The organism is Wolbachia endosymbiont (group B) of Parapoynx stratiotata (assembly GCF_947250635.1).
Lineage (GTDB): Bacteria > Pseudomonadota > Alphaproteobacteria > Rickettsiales > Anaplasmataceae > Wolbachia.
In genome coordinates this window covers 207002-226996 of the sequence record NZ_OX366335.1, presented here as the reverse complement: position 1 = coordinate 226996, position 19995 = coordinate 207002, and the positions used below count along the sequence as shown (strand labels likewise).

Genomic DNA, 19995 nt, shown 5'->3' with positions numbered 1-19995 from the left:
GGTCTTCATATCTGTTATTTAAGGCATGTAACGAGGTATATGGCCTCTATAACGAAAGTACTATAGTGACAGATCCTAATGTTATGCAACTTTTAGAGGGTGGTTTAGCCCCAACATGAAGTACTTGCAAGGAATAATATAGAAATTTACTTTCTTAACTTAAGAAAGTATACTGATAAGATGATAAGAAAGAAGTATAGTAAAATTTTAATAGCAAATAGAGGAGAGATTGCTTGCAGGATAATCAAAACTGCGCGCAAGATGGGTATATCTTGTGTATGCGTATATTCAGATGCAGATGTAAATTCTGTGCATGTAAGGCAAGCAGATGAGTCGAAGTACATTGGTCCTTCACCTTCTTGCCTGAGTTATTTAAATATTGAAAAAATATGCGAGGTGGCAGTTGAAACAGGTGCTGAAGCGGTTCATCCTGGCTATGGGTTTTTAGCAGAAAATCCAGATTTTCCCCGTGCTCTGGAAAAACATAACATAGATTTCATTGGTCCAAGTGCAGAAACAATAGAAGTTACAGCCAATAAAATAACAGCAAAAGAAGAGGCAAGAAAAGCTGGAGTAAATGTAGTGCCAGGATATATGGGTAAGATCGAAGATGCTGCCCACGCAGCCATCGTTGCTGAAGAGATTGGTTTTCCCGTTATGCTCAAAGCTGCATCAGGTGGTGGTGGCAAAGGAATGCGAATTGTATATTCCAAAAAAGAAATTGAACTAGCATTTACATCAGCAACAAATGAAGCAGAGAAAAGTTTTAAAGATGGCAGTATTTTTATAGAGAAATATATAGAGCTGCCAAGACACATTGAAATACAAATCATAGCAGATAAATATGGCAATATAGTGTGTCTTGGAGAGAGGGAATGCTCGATACAAAGGAATAACCAGAAAATAATGGAAGAAACTCCAAGTCCATTTATTAGTGAAGAAGTAAGACAAAAAATGTATGCCCAATGTGTTTCTTTGGCAAAGCAAGTTGGTTATTTTTCAGCAGGTACTGTCGAGTTTGTTGTAGATAAAGACCAAAACTTCTATTTTCTTGAGGTAAATACGAGATTACAAGTTGAGCATCCAGTAACAGAATTTATAACTGGAATAGACATAGTAGAAGAAATGATTAGAACTTCCTGTGGAGAAAAATTGAGATTCAATCAGGATGATATTAAACTTACTGGTTCTGCAATAGAAAGCAGAATTTGCGCTGAAGACCCATCAAAGAAATTTTTCCCTTCCAGCGGAAGAATCAAATATTACGACAAACCAGATGAAAATGGTCATGTAAGAATAGATGATGGAGTAGCTAGCGGTTCAGAAATCAGCATGTTCTACGACTCAATGATTGCAAAAATTATAACCTATGGAAAAGATAGAATAGAGGCGATCAGCAGAATGCAAAAAGCTTTGTCTGAATGTTATATAGAAGGAGTAACAAATAATATAGAATTTCTAGAATCCATTTTCCATCATCCAAACTTTATTGCAGCAAAACTCCACACAAGATTCATTCCAGACCATTATCCCAGTGGGTTTCAAGGCGATTTTATCACAGAGGAATATATTAAAATATTTATTTTTGCTGCACTGTATGTTCACTTAGAAAATGAGGGAAAGTATTACAGTAAGTCAATAGATGAAGCATTCATAGTGAAAATAGACGATAATGAGTACTCCGTAAATGCAAAATACCAAGATAATATATTAACAACAGTATATAACCACAATAAATACTCCGTGGTAGGTAGGTGGAAATCAAGTTATAGATTGCTACATATCATAATTAATGGCGATACCAACATAGCACTTAAAATAGAAAGGCAAGGCAGCAAATACTTTATAAGACACGCAGGTATGAAAGCTAAATGTTGTGTATTGAAACCTCATGTAGCTAAACTAAGCAAATTAATGCTAAACAACAAAACAGAAGGGATTTCAGTAGACACTGTGAAATCTCCAATATCTGGTTTATTAGTTAAATTACACGTAAATGCTGGAGATCAGGTAGAAATAGGACAACCTCTCTTTGTTGTGGAAGCAATGAAAATGGAAAATATCATATGTGCTGAATCAGAAATGGTGATAAAAAATATCCCTGTTACAGAGGGGAAAAATGTACAGGCTGGTGATTTGGTATTAGATCTGCTTTCTTAAATAACACAAGAAATATAAACCTGACCCAAATAAGATAAATGAAAACATTTGATGGGCTATGGCAATGGCCATTGGTATATGCAGCAACAAAGTGACTACTCCTAAAATTACCTGAATAATGACGGAGAGTAGCATAATATATACTGGTTTTACACTGGCATTTTTTATTGTGAGTATTGCTGTCAGAACTAATATCAGCAATGCCAATGCCCGGTGTATGAATTGCACTGTTACTCTATTTTCAAAGATATTGAGCCATGTAGGCTGTAAGTAAAATAAATCTTCCGGAACAATTTGTCCATCCATTAGTGGAAAGGTATTGTAAATTAAGCCAGCATTTAATCCCGCAACAAATGCACCGAAGATTATTTGTATTGTAACTAGGATTAAAATTATCCATATGTAACATGTAATGTTGCTATTAATTTTAATTATCTGTTTTGGTTTGATTTGGTAATCAAAAAATTGATACGACAATAATGCAAAAATAACCAATGCAAGCAGTAAGTGAAGTGCAAGCTTATAGTGACTAACATGAGGATTAGATACCAAACCGCTTTTTACCATATACCAACCAGCAAAAGCTTGTAAAATTCCAAATAATAGTGCTGTAGATAACCTTATTACTGCATTTTTAGGTATTCTTTTTTTTAGTGTAAAGTATATAAATGGTAAGATAAAAACTAAACCTGTCAGCCTTGCAATTAACCTGTGCACATATTCTATTAAGTATATGGTGCGAAACTCTTCCATACTCATACCATAATTAAATGCTTTATATTCAGGTGTAGCTTCATATTTTGATTTTTCTTTTAGCCAGTCTTGTTCACTCAGCGGTGGCAATGTTCCGGTAATTGGTTTCCATTCCGTGATTGACAATCCTGCTTTTGAAAGTCTGGTAAATCCACCAATTCCCACCATGCAAATCACCATGAGAGAGCAGAGAAAAAGCCAAATAGCTACAGGTTTTGCTTCCATAATCCATGCTGAGTTTTATTCCATTGCTGAGGGTGAATAACAAATTCCCACAAAGCGAGAAAAGCTGCAACGCTATGTAGTAGACTATAGACGGGAAAAAATATTGATACTATATAAAAATAAAAAGGCATTTTTTGTTGTCTGATAGCTATTATCAAAAAAATCAAGTTAATACCGTATACTATTATAAAATAATATAAGAATAATTCATTCAAAATTTGAGTCAGCACCAATGAAAGTAACAAAAAAGGAGTCGTGAAAAATATAAAAGCTGAGGAACCAACAAAAAGGTTTAATAGCAAAACTCCCTTAAGCCCAGTGTGCTTAAAAAGTAATTTTATATTTTTTAAATGAACGATATAAGTTTGCATATAACCTTTAATCCAGCGTGCTCTTTGTTTGATCCAAGCAAACACAGTAGTTGGTGATTCTTCCAATGTTTCTGAATCAATAATCCTGGTTTTATATCCCATTTGCGCAAGTCTCAAACCAAGGTCAGCGTCTTCAGTGACATTGTAAGCATCCCAAAAAAGCACTTTCTTTAAAATTTCCACTGAAAAATGGTTACTGCTACCACCCAAAGGTATTGGCATGTTCATTTTTTGAAATCCAGGCAAAAAATATTGAAACCAGTTCATATACTCGAGAGAAAAGAATTTTGTAAGAAAATTGCAACCAAAGTTATAGTAATTTAATTTCGCCTGTACACAAGCCAACTTTTCGTCGCCCTTATTAAATTCAATTAGTGCTTTTTTTAACTGCAACGGATCTGGCTTGTCATCTGCATCATATATTACCACATACTTTCCTCTAACAAAGTTCATAGCATAATTGCATGACTTAGCTTTTGTTCTAGGCAGAGAATGAGGCACTTTTATTACTTCAAAATACTGCGGTAAGGTGCATTTTTCTATAGCTGCTAACATTTCTTGGTCATCGCTCTCTATCACAAGCTTTACATCTAATTTTGATTTTGGATAATCCAAACTTTCAATGCTCTTAATCAATTGCTTTATAACCGCATTCTCTTTAAAAGCAGGCAATAAAATAGTATATATAGGTTCATTCATCTTATCATAATCTGCTTTTTGGTTAGAAATTTTACGCAAGCCAAAAATTTTAGTTACAAATTTGAATAAAGAACTAGAACATCCGATTATAAATATCAACACCAAAGCAAAATATGCATATTTTTTTGTCAGTGTTAAAGTCGAAATCATAACAAAGAAAGAGGAAAAAAAGATTGAACTGAGCCTAATGCTTTTAGCTGAAAAATTAGGATTCTTATAATATAAGTAGTTACTTGCGAATTCTGAAATACCAAAGTGTGAGTTAAGAAGATTTAAAATCTGTTTGCTATCTACTTTTATCAATACATATTCAATACCGTAATGAGATTCGACCCAAAGATTGATATCTTGGCTTATGTCTTCAACCATAAAAAAAGTAGTATCATTTAATTTTTGCCAAGGAATTATATTAAACCTATAGTAGAAAAGTTTCTCTTGTTCTTTGCATAAACTAGAATCAAATTTAATTTTTTCTACATTATCAGTTTGAAGTACAGGCATTAAACTTAATGCAACTTTTTGCTCAAGTCACGTGAAAACGAAGATATAACCTCACTACTACGCTTATCATCTTTACGTTCATGCATTATTTTTTTTACAGCATCAGCAGCTATACTCGCTGTGTTAGCTTGTAAATCCCCAAGAGCTTTTTCAACTTGGTCAGTAACTTTCTTCAAATTAGAATGGGCATTTTCATCTAACGTTTGATCGAGTTGCTGTCTATTATGCTTAATAATACTATTAGCCTTATCAAGTGCTTCATTCATCATTTTGTTAACTTCTGCATCTAATTTTTTGTATTTTTCAGAAGATTTTTTGTAATACTCCAACATATCTTTTCTGAATTTTTCAGTTTCTTCACTTGAAAACTTGCTTTTGTTACGTTTATTGTTAAGCGCGTTTTTTATTACCTTCCTTAGCAATTTATATGAGAGGATAAAACCTACTAAAAAAGCAAGGCTTATAACTAGTAATGTAGACATAAAAACCCTAAAATTCTTTGGACACCAAGTCAGCAACAAATTCCTCTTCAATTTCAGAATTAGTTAACTTAGTGTAGTAAATTAAAGCAATACTAGTAGCCATTTGTTTTAACTCACTAATATGCTTAGATTTAAATTTCGCCACTCTTTCTTCAACAAGCTTGACTATTTTTTTGTCTTCCTCTTCTAATATATTCTTAACACTCGCTCTCATTTCTTCCACCTGAGCAAGTGCATCATCTATGATTTTTTTTGCCCGTACTTTAGCTTGGTTTAAAGCTGCATCATACTTGGCAATCTGCTCTTCTGCACGTCTTAAAAGGTGAATAGAACTATTAAATGAATCTAACACTTCTTTACTTCTAGTGCTTATTATTTCATCTAACTTCGGTAAAAACAAACAACTGACTACAAAAAAAAGTGAAGAGAAAAAAATTAAAAACCAAAAAATTTGAGAAGAGAAAGTTGAAACATCAAGCTGTGGCATCTGTTAAGCAGCAAATATTAATAACATTGCAAGTACAAACGCAAGCAACCCCATGATTTCAACCATGGCAGCACCAATATAAACGTAACTTTTCATTTTACCTTCTGACTCAGGATTTCTCGCAATCCCATTTAACATAGCAGAAAAGATATTAGCTATACCTAAACCAGCACCGAGCATTCCAAATACAGCCAAACCAATTGCTATAAATTTTAAAGCCACTAAATCCATATATTACCTTTAACTATTTCTTTATAATATAATTGTAAAATATTCTGCAAGGAAGTCAATTACTTTACTGCATCTGACAAATATACACATGTTAATATAGTAAATATATAAGCTTGCAAAACTGCAACAAATACTTCAAATCCTATTAGTGCAATTATAAACAAAAAAGGTGCAGGTGTAAAAAATATGTTCATATTTATGACGAATCCTGCTATCACTTTGATGATTGTATGACCCGCAATCATATTTGCTGCAAGCCTTATTGATAAACTAATCGGTCTTACTAAATAAGCAAATAATTTAATAATGATGATTATAGGTGCAAGCCACGAAGGAGTTCCTTTTGGTAGCAATATGCGTAAAAATTCTACTCCTCTTTCTTTAAACCCAACAATCGTTATATAAGTAAAAACCACCATTGATAAAGCGAAGGTAACTATCACATGACTTGTAACTGTGAAACTATAAGGAAGAACACCAACTAAATTACACGATAAAATGAAAATAAATACTGTAAATATCAAAGGAATGTGCTCCAAACCTTTGCTTCCAGTGTTACTTTCTATTATTGAAACAACAAAATCATATACATATTCAACTGCAGCTTGCAAATATCCTGGTATTACTGCACCTTTTCTTATTCCAAGGAGCAAAAACAGTACCATTAATATCACCGAGATCATCATAAAAAGAGATGAGTTGGTAAAGTTTATGTCATACCCAAATAATTTTGGTAGTTCTATTATTGTATATACTTTAAATTGTTCTAGCGGATTTAACGCCATTTTGACCCTGTATACTTAAACTGCAGCAGTAAATAAAGTATAAATTTTATAAAATAAAGTCAAGAATTAAGATAAGGAGCTCTGTATTATTATAGCATTAACATATTAACAAAATATACAATTAAAATGCAAATTATAGTCACTACCAATCTTATTCTAAATTCTTGACTTAACATCTTATTTTAACTATAATTTAGTTTTAATATGAGGCAATTATGAACGAAATAGATTTTACTAATCCACCTTTAAATTTAGAACAGGAATGTGGTAACGGGTACATCAAGTTTACAGATTATTCTTCTAACTCAGACACTGGTCTTTTCCACATGGCAGGTGAAATGCTAAATGAAAGCCATGATGTTATAGGAAATTTCACTGGTGATGCTTACATTTATAATTTCCATATAGATGATCACAATATGAACATTCAACTCTGCATGGAAATGGACTGCAAAGGTGATATAAAGAAAATTCTTTCTTTGTAGAAAGAGTAGGCTTCTCTGTTGTTTCTTGCAATATAGAAGCCACTTATTACAACAAACTTTAAAAACATCACATTTTACATTACTATGAATTTTTGTTTCTTGTTAGATAAATGAAGTTCACATTATCTTGGTTATTAGAGTACTTAGAAACCAATGCTAGTTTAGAGGAAATTACTGATAAATTAACTCACATAGGGTTGGAAGTAGAGAATGTGATCGACAATTCCAGATTGGCCGGGTTTCTTGTTGCAGAAGTATTAGAAGTCGCACCTCATCCAAATGCTGATAAATTAAAATTATGTAGAGTAAATGATGGAAGTAAAGTTCTGCAGATAGTCTGCGGAGCAAAAAATGTTAAAGAAGGCATGAAGACTGTACTTGCATCTCTTGGTAGCACATTGCCAGAAAGCAACTTTACAATTAAGCCTACAAAAATAAGAGGAGTGCTAAGTGAAGGGATGCTCTGCTCTGCCTCTGAGCTTTCGCTGACTCAAGATGAAAGTGAAGGAATAATCGAGCTTTCTGATGATTATAAAACAGGAGATAAATTTTTCAATTGCGATCCTCTAATTGACATAAACATCACTCCAAACCGTGGAGATTGCTTAGGTGTTTATGGAATAGCACGTGATCTAGCAGCAACTGGAATTGGAACGTTAAAGACTTTAATCATTCCACAACTTACCGCTTCTATGAACTCACTAATAAACGTCAAAGTTACTGACGGGGAGAGCTTTATTAGTGGAATATACATCACCAATGTAAAAAATAAAGAAAGCCCAAAATGGTTAAAAGATAAATTGGAATCGATAGGAATGCGCTCCATTTCTGTAATAGTTGATATTACTAATTACATCATGATATCTTTTGGCCGCCCAATGCACGCATATGATGCAAAGAAAATAGAAGGTGAGCTCATAGTATGCAAAGCAAATGATGGAGAAAAATTTATTGGTTTAAATGGTAAAGAATATTCATTAAATAAAGAAATAAGAGTTATTTCTGATGATAAAAATGTTCATGGAATTGCTGGAATTATGGGCAGCAAGTATAGCGAATGTACACTTGAAACTACTGATATCTTTTTAGAGTCTGCTTGGTTTGACCCCATCTCCATCACTAAATCTTCAAGGCAGCTAGGCATCTCCACAGACTCAAGTTACAGATTTGCACGTTCAATTGACCCTGAATTTACCATTGATGGACTCAATCTTGCAGCCAAAATGATTTTGGATTTATGTGGCGGAGAAGTGTCAAGCATAGTGTCTGCTGGCAATTTGAATAAGGCTGATACCAAGATAAATTTTGATTATCAAGATGCAAACAAACTTGGAAGTGTATCTGCATCACCTAATGAGGTATTCGATATTTTAACAAAGCTAGGGTTTAGTATCGATAAAAAAACCGAAGGTAATTGGAATATACAAGTACCAAGCTGGAGACCGGACGTAACCATACCTGCTGACTTAGTTGAAGAGGCAGTAAGAATATACGGCTATGATAAAATAAAGGAAGAGCAACTAGCAGAAGACGTTACAGTAGAAGAAGAGACACAAGATGATTTGCGCATTTTAATGACAAGCAGAGGATTTCATGAAGTGATAACTTGGTCTTTTATGAGTGAATCAATAGCTGAAAAGTTTGGTTACTTGAATAAGTTATTCATTATCGATAATCCATTTAATAATAACTTCAATATAATGAGGCCAAGTGTCATACCAAATTTGTTGCAAGTCACTGCAGATAATATTGCTCACGGGATATCTGATCTCGCAATTTTTGAAATTGGACCAATTTATAATGGTGAGGCTCAGTCTAAGTACGTTTTAAGTGGAATTAGATCAGGAAATAATTCGCCGAAAAACCACTATAACACTGATAGAAAAATAGATATTTTTGACGCAAAGGCTGACCTCATAACAGCTTTGGAACTTTTTAATGTCAATTGTGATAATTTAGCAATAGAGAGAGCAGAAAAAGAATATTATCACCCAGGAAAATCAGGCTCCTTATCTTTTAGAAGTAAAATAGTTGGTTATTTTGGAGAATTGCATCCGAGTATATTGGATTTTTTTAACATCAAACAAAAAATTGTAGGCTTTGAGTTGATATTAGAAAATATCGAAAATTTACCTATAAGTAGAAAAAAATTTATCGATTATAAATATCAAAGTGTAAAACGCGACTTTGCATTTATTGTAAATAAAGATGTAGCAGTAGGTAGTATAATCAATATGGTGAAAAAAAGCTCAGAGCTCATCACAGAAGTTTTGATATTTGATGTATATCATGGAAACAATATAGAATCGAATAAGATGTCTATAGCATTTTCAGTTACTTTCTGCTCTCCAACTCACACTTTAACTGAAGAGGAAATCCAAAAAGAATCAAATATGATAGTCAACTTAGTGTGTGAAAATACTGAAGGAACTTTGAGAGCTCATCATTAAGCCGTAATCGCCGTTTCCTGATTTTGATGTGTCACGTTTATTTCATCCAATTTATTCCCTATCTTGAATTCAATATCCTTGAAAAACCTATCCCACATTCCATGCAAATGCTCTTCCACTTTAGGCCAGACATCATTTTTAAATGTTTCTCCATCATCAGAAAATAAATTACCCAAAAAAACTCCTACTTCCTCATAACTTGATTGAAAATGTTGAAGAAATGTCTCTACTTCCTTATGAGTATCATGTGCCACACTCAACGCTTTTCCTTCTGCGCTCTTATCCCCATAGATTGCAACGGCAAGACCTGTTTGAATATATCCCAAGCATGTCCTAGCAACTTTTATAGGCTGCAGCAATGAACTCTTATCGCTTTTTGGCACATTATTTACTATATTTTCCACCAACTTATTTATTAAAGGAGACAATAAATCTTGACAAAAATGCTTGATATTATTCTTTATTTCAACTACAGGACCTTTCATGCATTTTTCTGCTAAAAAGTATTCAAGTTCCGCTTCCTCTAATACCTTCTTAACTGCTTTTTCGTTAAAAGTTCCATGCTCGAACGCCTTCAGTAAATCATCTTCTATTATTGCAAATTTTATTTTTTCACGAGATTCTAGTTCTTCTCTATAATCATTTATTGTTTTTTCATTTATCAATAATCCTTTTTCTTCCAATTTCAACTGTTCTAATGTTTTTAGAATTTCTTTGTTATTTTCTAAGTGCTTCTGTACTAGCTTTGTATTTGGATGCTTCTCCCCCCTTCTATTTTGCTCATCTTCTAAATATTTGTTTAAATCCTCACTTTCTTCTATTACTTCTCTTAACGATATAGGTTGATCTAAGCATTCTGCAATTTTCACTCGGTGCACATTAATCCTCTGTACTAAATCCGGCTCCTTTTCCTCTAACAGCTTACATGAATTCTCTATACCCTTTGCTTGACTTTTAAACAAATCTTGCGTTTTACGTTTCGTTATTTCTAAATACATCTTTGCTATAAAATCATTCACTTTACCTGAAGCTTCTTCTAAACTTTCCCCATTCAAAGGACCTTTTATCTCCTCTTCTAAATCTCGAAACTGGCCCATTAAGCTTAATATTCCTAACAGGCTTAACTCACCCTTTGCTTTTCTCATTACTGATTTTACTAGTCTTCGCTTAACTTCTTGATTACCATATTCGAACTTAAAAAGACCTTCTAATCTTCTTCTTAAATTATCCTCCGCTAAGCTATTCTTTTTTATAATCTCGTATATTCCTTTCAATTTTTCATGTCCCTTATCTTCTCCTGCTTCTTTTAAAAAACCTCTTAATTTGCTTTCTAAAACACCATATGTTGAGTTATTCTCTTTTATATCCTTAAATATTTTTTTCAATTTTTCGTGTATCCCATCTGGTCCCTCCTCTTCTAAAAAATCTTTTAATTTCTTTTCTAAATTACCGTTTGTGAAGTTATTTTTTTCTTCATCATATACTTTTTTCAGTTCTTTATGTATCTTAGTATATCTTTCTTCTCCTTTTTTCTTTAAATCCTCAATTCCTTTTTTAGCATTATTTAGAGCTTCTTCTGTTTTTTCAGGATTTATATCCTCATAAACATCAATAATTGCCCTCTCAGCTATTTTCCCTTCTTCTTTAAGCCGTTCCCATTCTGCTTTAAATACAGGAAGCTCACTATCTTCTAAGATATCTGGTACTTTTGCTCCTGCTTCTCTCAAATCTTTTATTATCATCTCTTTCTCATTTGGTAATTCCTTACCTTGACTTTCTAATTTCTGTTTCACTAAAGTATTTTTTAGCTCATCCTCCAGTGAAAAATCTTTTCCCCGTCTATTTTGCTGAAACTTAATTGCTTGTATAAAAGCAACTTGATAAGCATTTTCTATTAAGTGAATTGTCAACTTAGAATCTATGCTACTCACCACTTTCAGCCTGAATTCACTCAATAATTCCTTCAGTTTATCATGTGTAATATCTTTCTTTTCTAGACTCACCAGCTCTCCCATAGTTCTTGCGCATTCTTGAATCGAAGTTGCAAGCACATTCTTGATTTCACTATGTAAGGGCTTAAGACCATTTTTTAAATTGATGTTAGTTGACAATTTTAGTATGGTATTATGCTCTGAATCTCGTGTCACATTAAACCACTTATTATCTTCATTATCGCATAAATCTTTAAGTAATTGTTTAAATTGTGGTGGAAACTTTATTTCCATATCATATTCAATACTTGGCCCAGGAACTTTCGTTTCATGAAAAGATACCTCAACATTTTGGTGCTTATTAGAATACTGCCCCGTACTTATTTTAAGAACAGTAACTAAAGAATGGACTAACTCTCTATTTAAAAGATAAAAAGTAGCCAAAGCAACTGTTGCAGGAACGATTAAGGCTACAAGCACAGTCACATTAACAAAAATTGCCATTGCAGCAAGAGCGCCATATGCCAATCTTTTTGGCACACCTGTTTCACTCTTTTTTGTCTTATCTTCCACTACACCTTCTTGTGTCTTGCTATTTGCTTTAAATCTACTGTATATGACTAACCCCAGTGCAGTAAAAGCAATATAAGGGAGCATTAAAACTGACAGAGCTAAATTTAATATTTTCTTCTCTGGACAAGCTCTGTTTATTTCCTTAAATATTTCACTTGACATATTATACCAGGAAGTAAAAAACTCAGAATTATAATCTTTATAATGAAATATACTGAGTGAAACATTAAAAGCAGCTATTTGTTTAATTAACCAATCCTGCTTACTTACAGCATCAAAAAACTCTTCTTCCTCTTCTGAATTAGCAAGACCTAAATCACTCCCTTCTTCCACATTAGAAACAGGTTCTTGTTCTTTCACAGCATCAAAAAATTCCTCTTCTTCCGAAGCAACATCGGAAGTAGATTTTACTTCACCTAAACCATCACTATTGTTGTTTAAATCAACAATTTCTTTATGGCTATCTGCAACAACTTGATTCATATTATTACCTTACCCTAAGCAATCTAAGTATAGCATAAACATTACTAACTTTGCAACTTTATTAACTTAATACCAACTGTCAAACCTTGGTATTCCTTAGAATAGAAATCGGCTTCGATCTCTTTATTAATGTCCAAAGATAAGGCAAGAGTCTGCTCTTTTATATATTCAACCCATGTATTTATTGCTTCCTTAATTTTTTCATCTTCTGTTTTGATTATTACTCTGATTCTATCTGATATATGAAAATCAGCTTGTTTTCTAGTTTCTTGAATAAGCCTCACAACATCTCTCGCAAGCCCTTCTAGAATTAGTTCATCATCGAGCTCAGTGCTCAGAATAACAATCCCTTTATTGTTATCAAATACAGAAGAATATTCACTGTTTGCTTTTAACAATAGTTCATATTCACCTTTTTCTATAGTATAGTTCTCTGTTTCATCCCCCAGAAATATTTGCTCATTCTCAATTTGCTTCCACTTTTCTTCTTTGACATATTGAACTAGTTTCTTGATTTTATCTGCAATCTTCTTACCAAGTAGCGGAAAATTTAGTTTTAGCTCTAGTGATGCAATATCTTCAAGTCTGTTTACTAATTCTAATTTTTTTACATTTACCTCATCTCTTATTATCTCTTGATATTCATTTTCAAGGAAATCGCAGGAAGACCTATGATAAATGGTCATACTGCCAAGTGGCTGCCTGATGCGTATATTAAACGTATTTCTGATGGATAATGCAGAGTTACATATCTCTCTTACCAAATCCATCTTGGCAATGAGTTCACTGTCATATCTATCTGATTGTGGAAAATCAGCCAAATGAACAGATGTTTCTTTGTACTTAAGCCCTTGCCATATAGTCTCTGTTATGAGTGGCAACAAAGGAGCTGCAGCTCGAAGCATGTAATAAAAAACTGTGTATAGCACATTATAAGCGTCGGTTTTATCTTGATCTAAGTCACTTTTCCAAAAACGCTCGCGACTGCGACGAATATACCAATTATTTAGCACTTCAAAAAAATCTGTCAAGATTTTGCAAGCTTCCTGAGAGTTATAGTTGTTCATAGAAGCTTGGATGCCTTCCACAGCTTCAAAACATTTTGAAATCATGTAGCGATCAATAGTACTTTGATAATCTTGACAAATCTCAGCTTTAATTCCATCTGCATTTGCATACATAGTAAAAAAGTGATAACTGTTCCAAATAGGTTTTATTACGTTTTTCAGAACATCACGCACTAAATTTCCTTCTTTGTCGAGTAGTAAATTACCACCGCAGACAATGGAACCAGACAGCATAAGAAAACGCAGCGCATCAGAACCATATTTGTCAAACACTTCCATTGGGTCCGCATAATTATTCAGACGTTTGGATAATTTCTGCCCTTTCACATCAAGAACCACACCGTGGCATATGCAGTTCTTAAATGGCTCACTGTCAAATAAAGCAGTGGAAAGCACAAAAAGCGTATAGAACCATCCTCTTGTTTGTGCTATATATTCAGTGATAAAATCCGCAGGGAAATTTTTCTCGAACCATTCTTTATTTTCAAACGGATAGTGAACTTGCGCGAACGGCATCGAGCCAGACTCAAACCAACAATCAAACACATCAGGCACACGACGCATAACTGATTTTCCTGTTGGATCATCAGGATTTGGTCTCGTCAAAGTATCGATAAACGGTCTGTGCAAGTCATCTATCTTAACATTAAAGTCTCGCTCTAGTTCTGCTATTGAGCCATACACATCCACTCTTGGATATTTTGCATCGTCTGATTTCCACACAGGAATTGGAGTACCCCAGAATCGATTGCGTGAAATAGACCAGTCGCGCGCTCCTTCAAGCCATTTTCCAAATTGACCATCTCTAATGTGGTTTGGTATCCAATTAACTCTCTTATTTAGCTCTACCATTCTGCTTTTGAATTTTGTAACGGCAACATACCAAGAAGGCATAGTGCGGTAGATTAAAGGAGTGTCAGTTCTCCAGCAGTGTGGATAATTGTGAATATATTGCTCAGTTTTAAACCAGCTCCCCTGCCTTTTTAATTTCTTGATTACTGTATCATTGGCATCAAAAACATGAACTCCTGTTAAATCCGAAACTTCTGCAGTAAATTTCCCACCGTTATCAATTGGACAAACAGCTCGAATATCATGGCTTTGGCAAAGGTAAAAATCTTCTTCACCAAATCCAGGAGCAGTGTGCACAACACCAGTACCATCTTCTCCTGTAACATAATCAGCAATGAAAACACGGAACGCATTTTTTGTATCTTTAAAGTAATCAAACAGTGGTTTATAGGAAAGACCTGCAAGATCACTCGCTTTAAGTTTTGTATTACAGTTTTCATATTGAATATTGCTTTGTTCACAGTGGCTGACAAATTTCTCTAAATAACTTTCAGCAAAGATGCAGACTTCACCATTTACTAACACCATACAATACTCAATATCCTCCCCTACTGCCAGTGCAAGATTGCTCGGCAACGTCCAAGGCGTTGTAGTCCAAGCAAGTAATCTACATTTTTGTTTAAATTGCTTTGGATTTTCTAAAAGTTCAAAAGCAACAGTTACAGCTTTGCTAATTTTTTCTCTATATGCATTATCAAGCCTTGTTTCAAAATTAGAGAGTGGAGTTTCGCACGCCCAGCTATAGGGAACAACGCGTATTGATTCATACACCAGACCTTTATCATAAAGCTGCTTAAATGCCCACATGACCGACTCCATGAATGACTTATCCATAGTCTTATAGTCATTGTGAAAATCTACCCATCTTGCTTGTCTATTTACATACTTCTCCCATTCTGATGAAAATTTCATCACAGAAGTACGGCAATGATTATTGAATTTTTCAATGCCAAATTTCTCTATCTCAGTTCTACCAGATATTCTAAGTTCCTTTTCCGCGCCCATCTCAGCCGGTAGCCCATGGCAATCCCAACCAAATCTGCGTTCAACCCTTTTTTGCAGCATAGTTTGATATCTTGCAAATGCATCTTTTATAAAACCAGTAAGCAAGTGTCCGTAATGCGGAAGTCCATTTGCAAACGGAGGCCCATCATAAAATACAAAACAATGATCCTTGGAACGTTTCTCGACTGACTGCTCAAAAATTTTATTTTCCTGCCAAAATTTTATGATTTCCTTTTCTAGCAATGAAAAATCAGGACTGCTGCTTGTATCAGGATAATACTTCATATTCATTTTAACTGGATAAAATCAAAGAATATAGAGCTTTCTGGAAAATTACAAATCCAAAAACTCTGTTTCTATAAACATTGATAGGTATTGACATTATTATACAGCATATTAATAAATCAGACTTATTTACTTAAGTTAAAGATGAATAAAGACAATAACAGTTGGCCTTATCAGAAATTTCACGATGCTAACAAAAATAATAGTAAAAGCAGCGTTATTTGGAGATCGCTTTCTTATGAATATAATAATTCTGGAAAGGTTGAAAAAGTACACTATCAGTGGGAAAAGAAAAAAAATCCCGCAAATCTATTATATCAAGTCTCATATGATTGCGTAACAGAGAGTTGTAGTCCCTTAAGGATTAAATCTAGATAGCTTATAAACTTATAAAAACACACAAAGTGCTTCTACATGAGAGCATAGGAGCACTTTTCTCTAATTAGGCAGCGCATCCCAACAAACTATTTTGCCGAGCTTCCAATATCCTTACATTTACTATTTTATCTTTGTATTTATCGTCAGGATCATCAACGCATACTGATTGCATGTATGGGCTTTTACCAATAATTTGATTTTGGTGTTTACCTTTTTTATCACTGAATAGAACAGATACAGTTTTGCCTATCATACTCTGGTTAAATTCAAGTTGTTGTTCACTAATTAATTTCTGTAAACGAAGAAGGCGCTCTGTTTTAACCTCTTCTGGTACTTGATCTTTTCTTTCCGCACCTGGCGTTCCTGGCCTTGGGCTATATTTAAAACTATAAGCCTGAGCATATTTTATTTTTTCTACTAATTTCATAGTTTTTTCAAAATCTTTTTCAGTTTCTCCAGGAAAGCCAACGATAAAATCAGAAGAAAATTCAATTTCAGGTTTCAATTTGCGCAATCTGTCTATTATTCCCAAATATTCCTCTGCCGTGTGTTTTCTATTCATTGCATGCAATATTTTATTCGAACCTGACTGCACAGGTAGGTGAACAAACGGCATGAGTTTTGATTCCTCCGCATGTACCAAGTAGAGAGATTCGTGCATATCTCTTGGATGAGAAGTTGTGTAGCGGATTCTTTCTAGCTTTTCAATTTTAGCAATGTGACTAATTAATTTTCCTAAATCCCACACCTCTCCTTCGCACTCTCCATGATAAGCATTAACATTTTGACCGAGCAAATTGATTTCCCTTGCCCCATTTGCAACTAACTTCAATGTTTCACGGAATATTTCATTTACTGGTCGTGAATACTCAGCCCCGCGTGTATATGGTACCACACAAAACGTACAAAATTTATCACAACCTTCTTGTATGGCAAGAAACGCAGAAGACCCCTGGCTATTGCCATAGCATTCATCTGGCAATTTATCAAACTTCGCAACTTCTGGAAAATCAGTATTTATTACATGACCTTTACTTCTGCTTGCTTTGACTATTAACTCCGGTAAAGCAGAAATACTCTGCGGACCAACAACAATATCAACAAAAGGAGCCCTTCTGAACACTTCTTCTCCCTCTGCTTGCGCTACACATCCAGCCACCACTATGGTCATTTCCTTATTTTTTTGTGATGAATGGATTCTTCCAAGCTCTGAGTAAAGCTTTTCTGCTGCCTTTTCTCTAATATGACAAGTATTCAATATCACCAAATCAGCTTGTTCTGCATCACTAACAACGTTGAACCCTAAAGGCTTAACTATATTCTCCATTAAAATGGAGTCATAAACGTTCATCTGACAGCCGTAAGTTTTAATATATAGGCCTTTCATATTTAAAATTCTTCACACAAATTCTAGCAAATTATACGAAAAACTGAATTCTAGTACAACAGCCAATAAAGATTGCTTGACAAACCTTCTCGCTTTCCTTACTCTAACAGTAGAGGTATTTTAAGAGCTCAAAAATCTATCTTCGTCTGCAGACTTTTCAGTCAATTTTTCAACAAAAAACGTACTCTTCAGCACGTGTTCAAATTCTGTTGTATGTGCGCTGCATTTTCTTTCTAATCTTTCAGGAGGATTTTATGTCCAGAATTCCAGATACTTAACCTTTATTCTTAAGCTAAAAACCGATTGGTACCTATGGTTTTTATAAAGAAAGTGCAAAAAATACTTTAAAGAATATGAAATAAAGGTAGAAAAGGTTTGAGTAACCAAAAACTGTTTCCAGGCATAAATTTGTCATGTATACCAAAAAGTAATTACACTAATATAATATTCACACTTATATGCTAATATAGATATAATACTAATTAAAGAGCATGTTATGCAAGAAGAAGTATCAGATTTTACAGATGCTCTTTGTCAAAATAAATGTGATTCCTTTCGAGTGACACTCTCCTATATCTTTCTTTAGGTTATACAGAAGTCTAACACAATTATAGAACAAGCGTAAAAGTTCTGGTAAAGTAGTTTTATTTACAAAAAATATGCTACTTGATATTGAAAAACGCAGCATAACAAATGCACTGTGGAAGTTACAAGAAGCAGATCAAAGGGAGATTTTTACTCTTATACAGAGATTTGAGTTGCCAGAAATATTAGCAAGAATATTAGTTGCTCGTGGTGTTAACATAGAAAATGCACATGACTTCTTACACCCACTAATCAGATCGCTATTACCAGATCCCTTTCACCTCCTTGATATGGATAAAGCTGTTTCTCACATAATAAAAGCAATAAACAATAATGAGAATATTGCAATATTTGGTGATTACGATGTTGATGGTGCAACGTCATCAGCATTGATTAATAGGTACCTAAGAGCGATTGGGACACACTCTATAATCTATATTCCAGATCGTGTTGATGAGGGCTATGGATTGAACACAGATGCTTTATTACAACTTAAAAAGAATGGTATTGATTTATGTATTTCTGTTGATTGCGGTACGCTTGCATATCAACCAATAGAAGATGCAAAAGTCTTTGGACTTGATATTATAGTTGTCGACCATCACCTTGGAACAGAAAAATTACCAAGTGCTGTAGCAGTTGTTAATCCCAACCGCCTTGATGAGAGCTCTTCTTATACTAATCTTGCAGCAGTTGGAGTGTCATTTCTGCTAATTGTTGCTCTTAATAGAAGCCTACGTGAGCAAGGATTTTTTACCAACAAAAAAGAACCAGATTTATTTGATCTACTGGATTTGGTTGCTCTTGGAACTGTTTGCGATGTTATGCAGATTACAGGCCTAAATAGGGCTTTTGTTTTACAAGGATTAAAAGTTATGTCAGCAAGAAAAAATGTTGGCTTACGTGTTTTGTTTGACGCTTTGGGAATCCTTGAAAAACCAAGTGTTTCACGATTAGGGTTTAGCATTGGACCGTGCATAAATGCCGGAGGAAGAATTGGAGAAGCATCGCTCGGTGCAAGGTTGCTTTCCACCGATGATGATGATGCACATTCAATCGCGCTAAAATTAATAGATTTAAATAATGCAAGAAAAATGCTAGAAAATGAGGCTATTTTGGAAGCTACAACACAAGCAGGAAAATTTGCACAATTAGGTGTAAATTTTATAATGGTAAGTGGCAACTGGCACCAGGGAATAATTGGTATAATTGCATCAAGACTAAAGGAGCAATTTCACTTACCAACGATAGTAATATCTTTAAATAATGGAATAGGAAAAGCAAGCTGCAGATCAATTTCTGGGGTAGATATTGGTGCTGCGGTTCTTTCTGCAAAATTTACCAACCTAATCATTGAAGGTGGTGGTCACAGTATGGCAGCAGGATTTTCGATTAAGGAAGATAAAATAAGTGATCTACATGATTTCTTTACTGAAAGATTTGCAAACTCCACAAACGATAAAACTATAAAAGCTGATGGTATAGTAACAGCTAAAGCAATAAACTTATCCCTGTGGAATCAATTGCAACGCTTAGAGCCATTTGGTGTTGGCAATCCTGAACCGAGATTTATCATCCAAGGAGCAAAGATAAGAAAGCCGGAAGTTATAGGAGTTGATCATATAAAATGTTTTATTGCTGATGATAATGTTATGGTAAAAGCTATTGCGTTTCGCTCTGCAAATACCGAGCTTGGCTCTGCTATCATGCAGGGAAATGTTAAATCAATTTTAGGTAAAATCTCTATGAATTATTGGAATGGAAATGAATTTGTGCAGTTTTTAATAGAGGATGTATTGACCATTAGTTGAGTTACTATT

General features: G+C 34.1%; 14 protein-coding genes. 5 read left to right on the top strand and 9 right to left on the bottom strand.

Annotated elements, in window-relative coordinates:
• The first annotated feature begins 180 nt into the window (after positions 1-180).
• Positions 181-2160, top strand: coding sequence for an acetyl-CoA carboxylase biotin carboxylase subunit (locus OOT12_RS01085; RefSeq protein WP_264375027.1), 1980 nt, complete (start codon positions 181-183; stop codon positions 2158-2160).
• Here the strand turns inward: OOT12_RS01085 and OOT12_RS01080 are convergent.
• Genes OOT12_RS01080 through OOT12_RS01055 form a run of 6 tightly spaced genes read right to left on the bottom strand, consistent with a single transcriptional unit; the run spans position 2143 to position 6694 of the window.
• Entirely contained in the window at positions 2143-3138 is a 996-nt protein-coding gene (locus OOT12_RS01080; RefSeq protein WP_264375028.1) for a COX15/CtaA family protein, read from the bottom strand. The genes OOT12_RS01085 and OOT12_RS01080 overlap by 18 nt on opposite strands.
• Positions 3120-4709 (bottom strand): glycosyltransferase family 2 protein, encoded by a 1590-nt coding sequence (locus OOT12_RS01075; RefSeq protein WP_264375029.1) that lies wholly within the window; start codon positions 4707-4709, stop codon positions 3120-3122. Before OOT12_RS01075 ends, OOT12_RS01080 begins: the two co-directional genes overlap by 19 nt.
• Positions 4710-4714: 5 nt before the next feature.
• A complete protein-coding gene (locus OOT12_RS01070; protein WP_052264897.1) occupies positions 4715-5191 on the bottom strand; it encodes a F0F1 ATP synthase subunit B family protein in 477 nt (158 codons plus the stop codon).
• A 7-nt stretch (positions 5192-5198) separates the two neighbouring features.
• Positions 5199-5678, bottom strand: coding sequence for a F0F1 ATP synthase subunit B family protein (locus OOT12_RS01065; RefSeq protein ID WP_264375030.1), 480 nt, complete (start codon positions 5676-5678; stop codon positions 5199-5201).
• A gap of 3 nt (positions 5679-5681) precedes the next feature.
• Positions 5682-5909: a F0F1 ATP synthase subunit C gene (locus OOT12_RS01060; RefSeq protein WP_006014985.1), complete on the bottom strand. Its 228-nt coding sequence runs from the start codon at positions 5907-5909 to the stop codon at positions 5682-5684.
• Between the two features lie 59 nt (positions 5910-5968).
• Positions 5969-6694: a F0F1 ATP synthase subunit A gene (locus OOT12_RS01055; RefSeq protein ID WP_007302047.1), complete on the bottom strand. Its 726-nt coding sequence runs from the start codon at positions 6692-6694 to the stop codon at positions 5969-5971.
• A gap of 215 nt (positions 6695-6909) precedes the next feature.
• Between OOT12_RS01055 and OOT12_RS01050 the strand changes: the two genes are divergently transcribed.
• Positions 6910-7179: a hypothetical protein gene (locus tag OOT12_RS01050; RefSeq protein ID WP_010402566.1), complete on the top strand. Its 270-nt coding sequence runs from the start codon at positions 6910-6912 to the stop codon at positions 7177-7179.
• Between the two features lie 110 nt (positions 7180-7289).
• Entirely contained in the window at positions 7290-9629 is a 2340-nt protein-coding gene (pheT, locus tag OOT12_RS01045; RefSeq protein ID WP_264685303.1) for a phenylalanine--tRNA ligase subunit beta, read from the top strand.
• Here pheT and OOT12_RS01040 read toward each other — a convergent pair.
• Positions 9626-12616: a hypothetical protein gene (locus tag OOT12_RS01040; protein ID WP_264685302.1), complete on the bottom strand. Its 2991-nt coding sequence runs from the start codon at positions 12614-12616 to the stop codon at positions 9626-9628. The two genes, pheT and OOT12_RS01040, sit on opposite strands and share 4 nt — an antisense overlap.
• A 44-nt stretch (positions 12617-12660) precedes the next feature.
• Complete coding sequence (ileS, locus tag OOT12_RS01035; protein WP_264375033.1) at positions 12661-15831, bottom strand: isoleucine--tRNA ligase; 3171 nt, start codon at positions 15829-15831, stop codon at positions 12661-12663.
• Between the two features lie 138 nt (positions 15832-15969).
• Here ileS and OOT12_RS01030 point away from each other — a divergent pair, with 138 nt between their 5' ends.
• Entirely contained in the window at positions 15970-16203 is a 234-nt protein-coding gene (locus tag OOT12_RS01030) for a hypothetical protein (RefSeq protein WP_010402600.1), read from the top strand.
• Between the two features lie 64 nt (positions 16204-16267).
• Here OOT12_RS01030 and miaB read toward each other — a convergent pair whose 3' ends face one another.
• Entirely contained in the window at positions 16268-17590 is a 1323-nt protein-coding gene (gene miaB, locus OOT12_RS01025; RefSeq protein WP_264376570.1) for a tRNA (N6-isopentenyl adenosine(37)-C2)-methylthiotransferase MiaB, read from the bottom strand.
• A 659-nt stretch (positions 17591-18249) separates the two neighbouring features.
• Between miaB and recJ the strand changes: the two genes are divergently transcribed.
• Positions 18250-19986: a single-stranded-DNA-specific exonuclease RecJ gene (gene recJ / locus OOT12_RS01020; RefSeq protein WP_264685301.1), complete on the top strand. Its 1737-nt coding sequence runs from the start codon at positions 18250-18252 to the stop codon at positions 19984-19986.
• Positions 19987-19995: the final 9 nt, after the last annotated feature.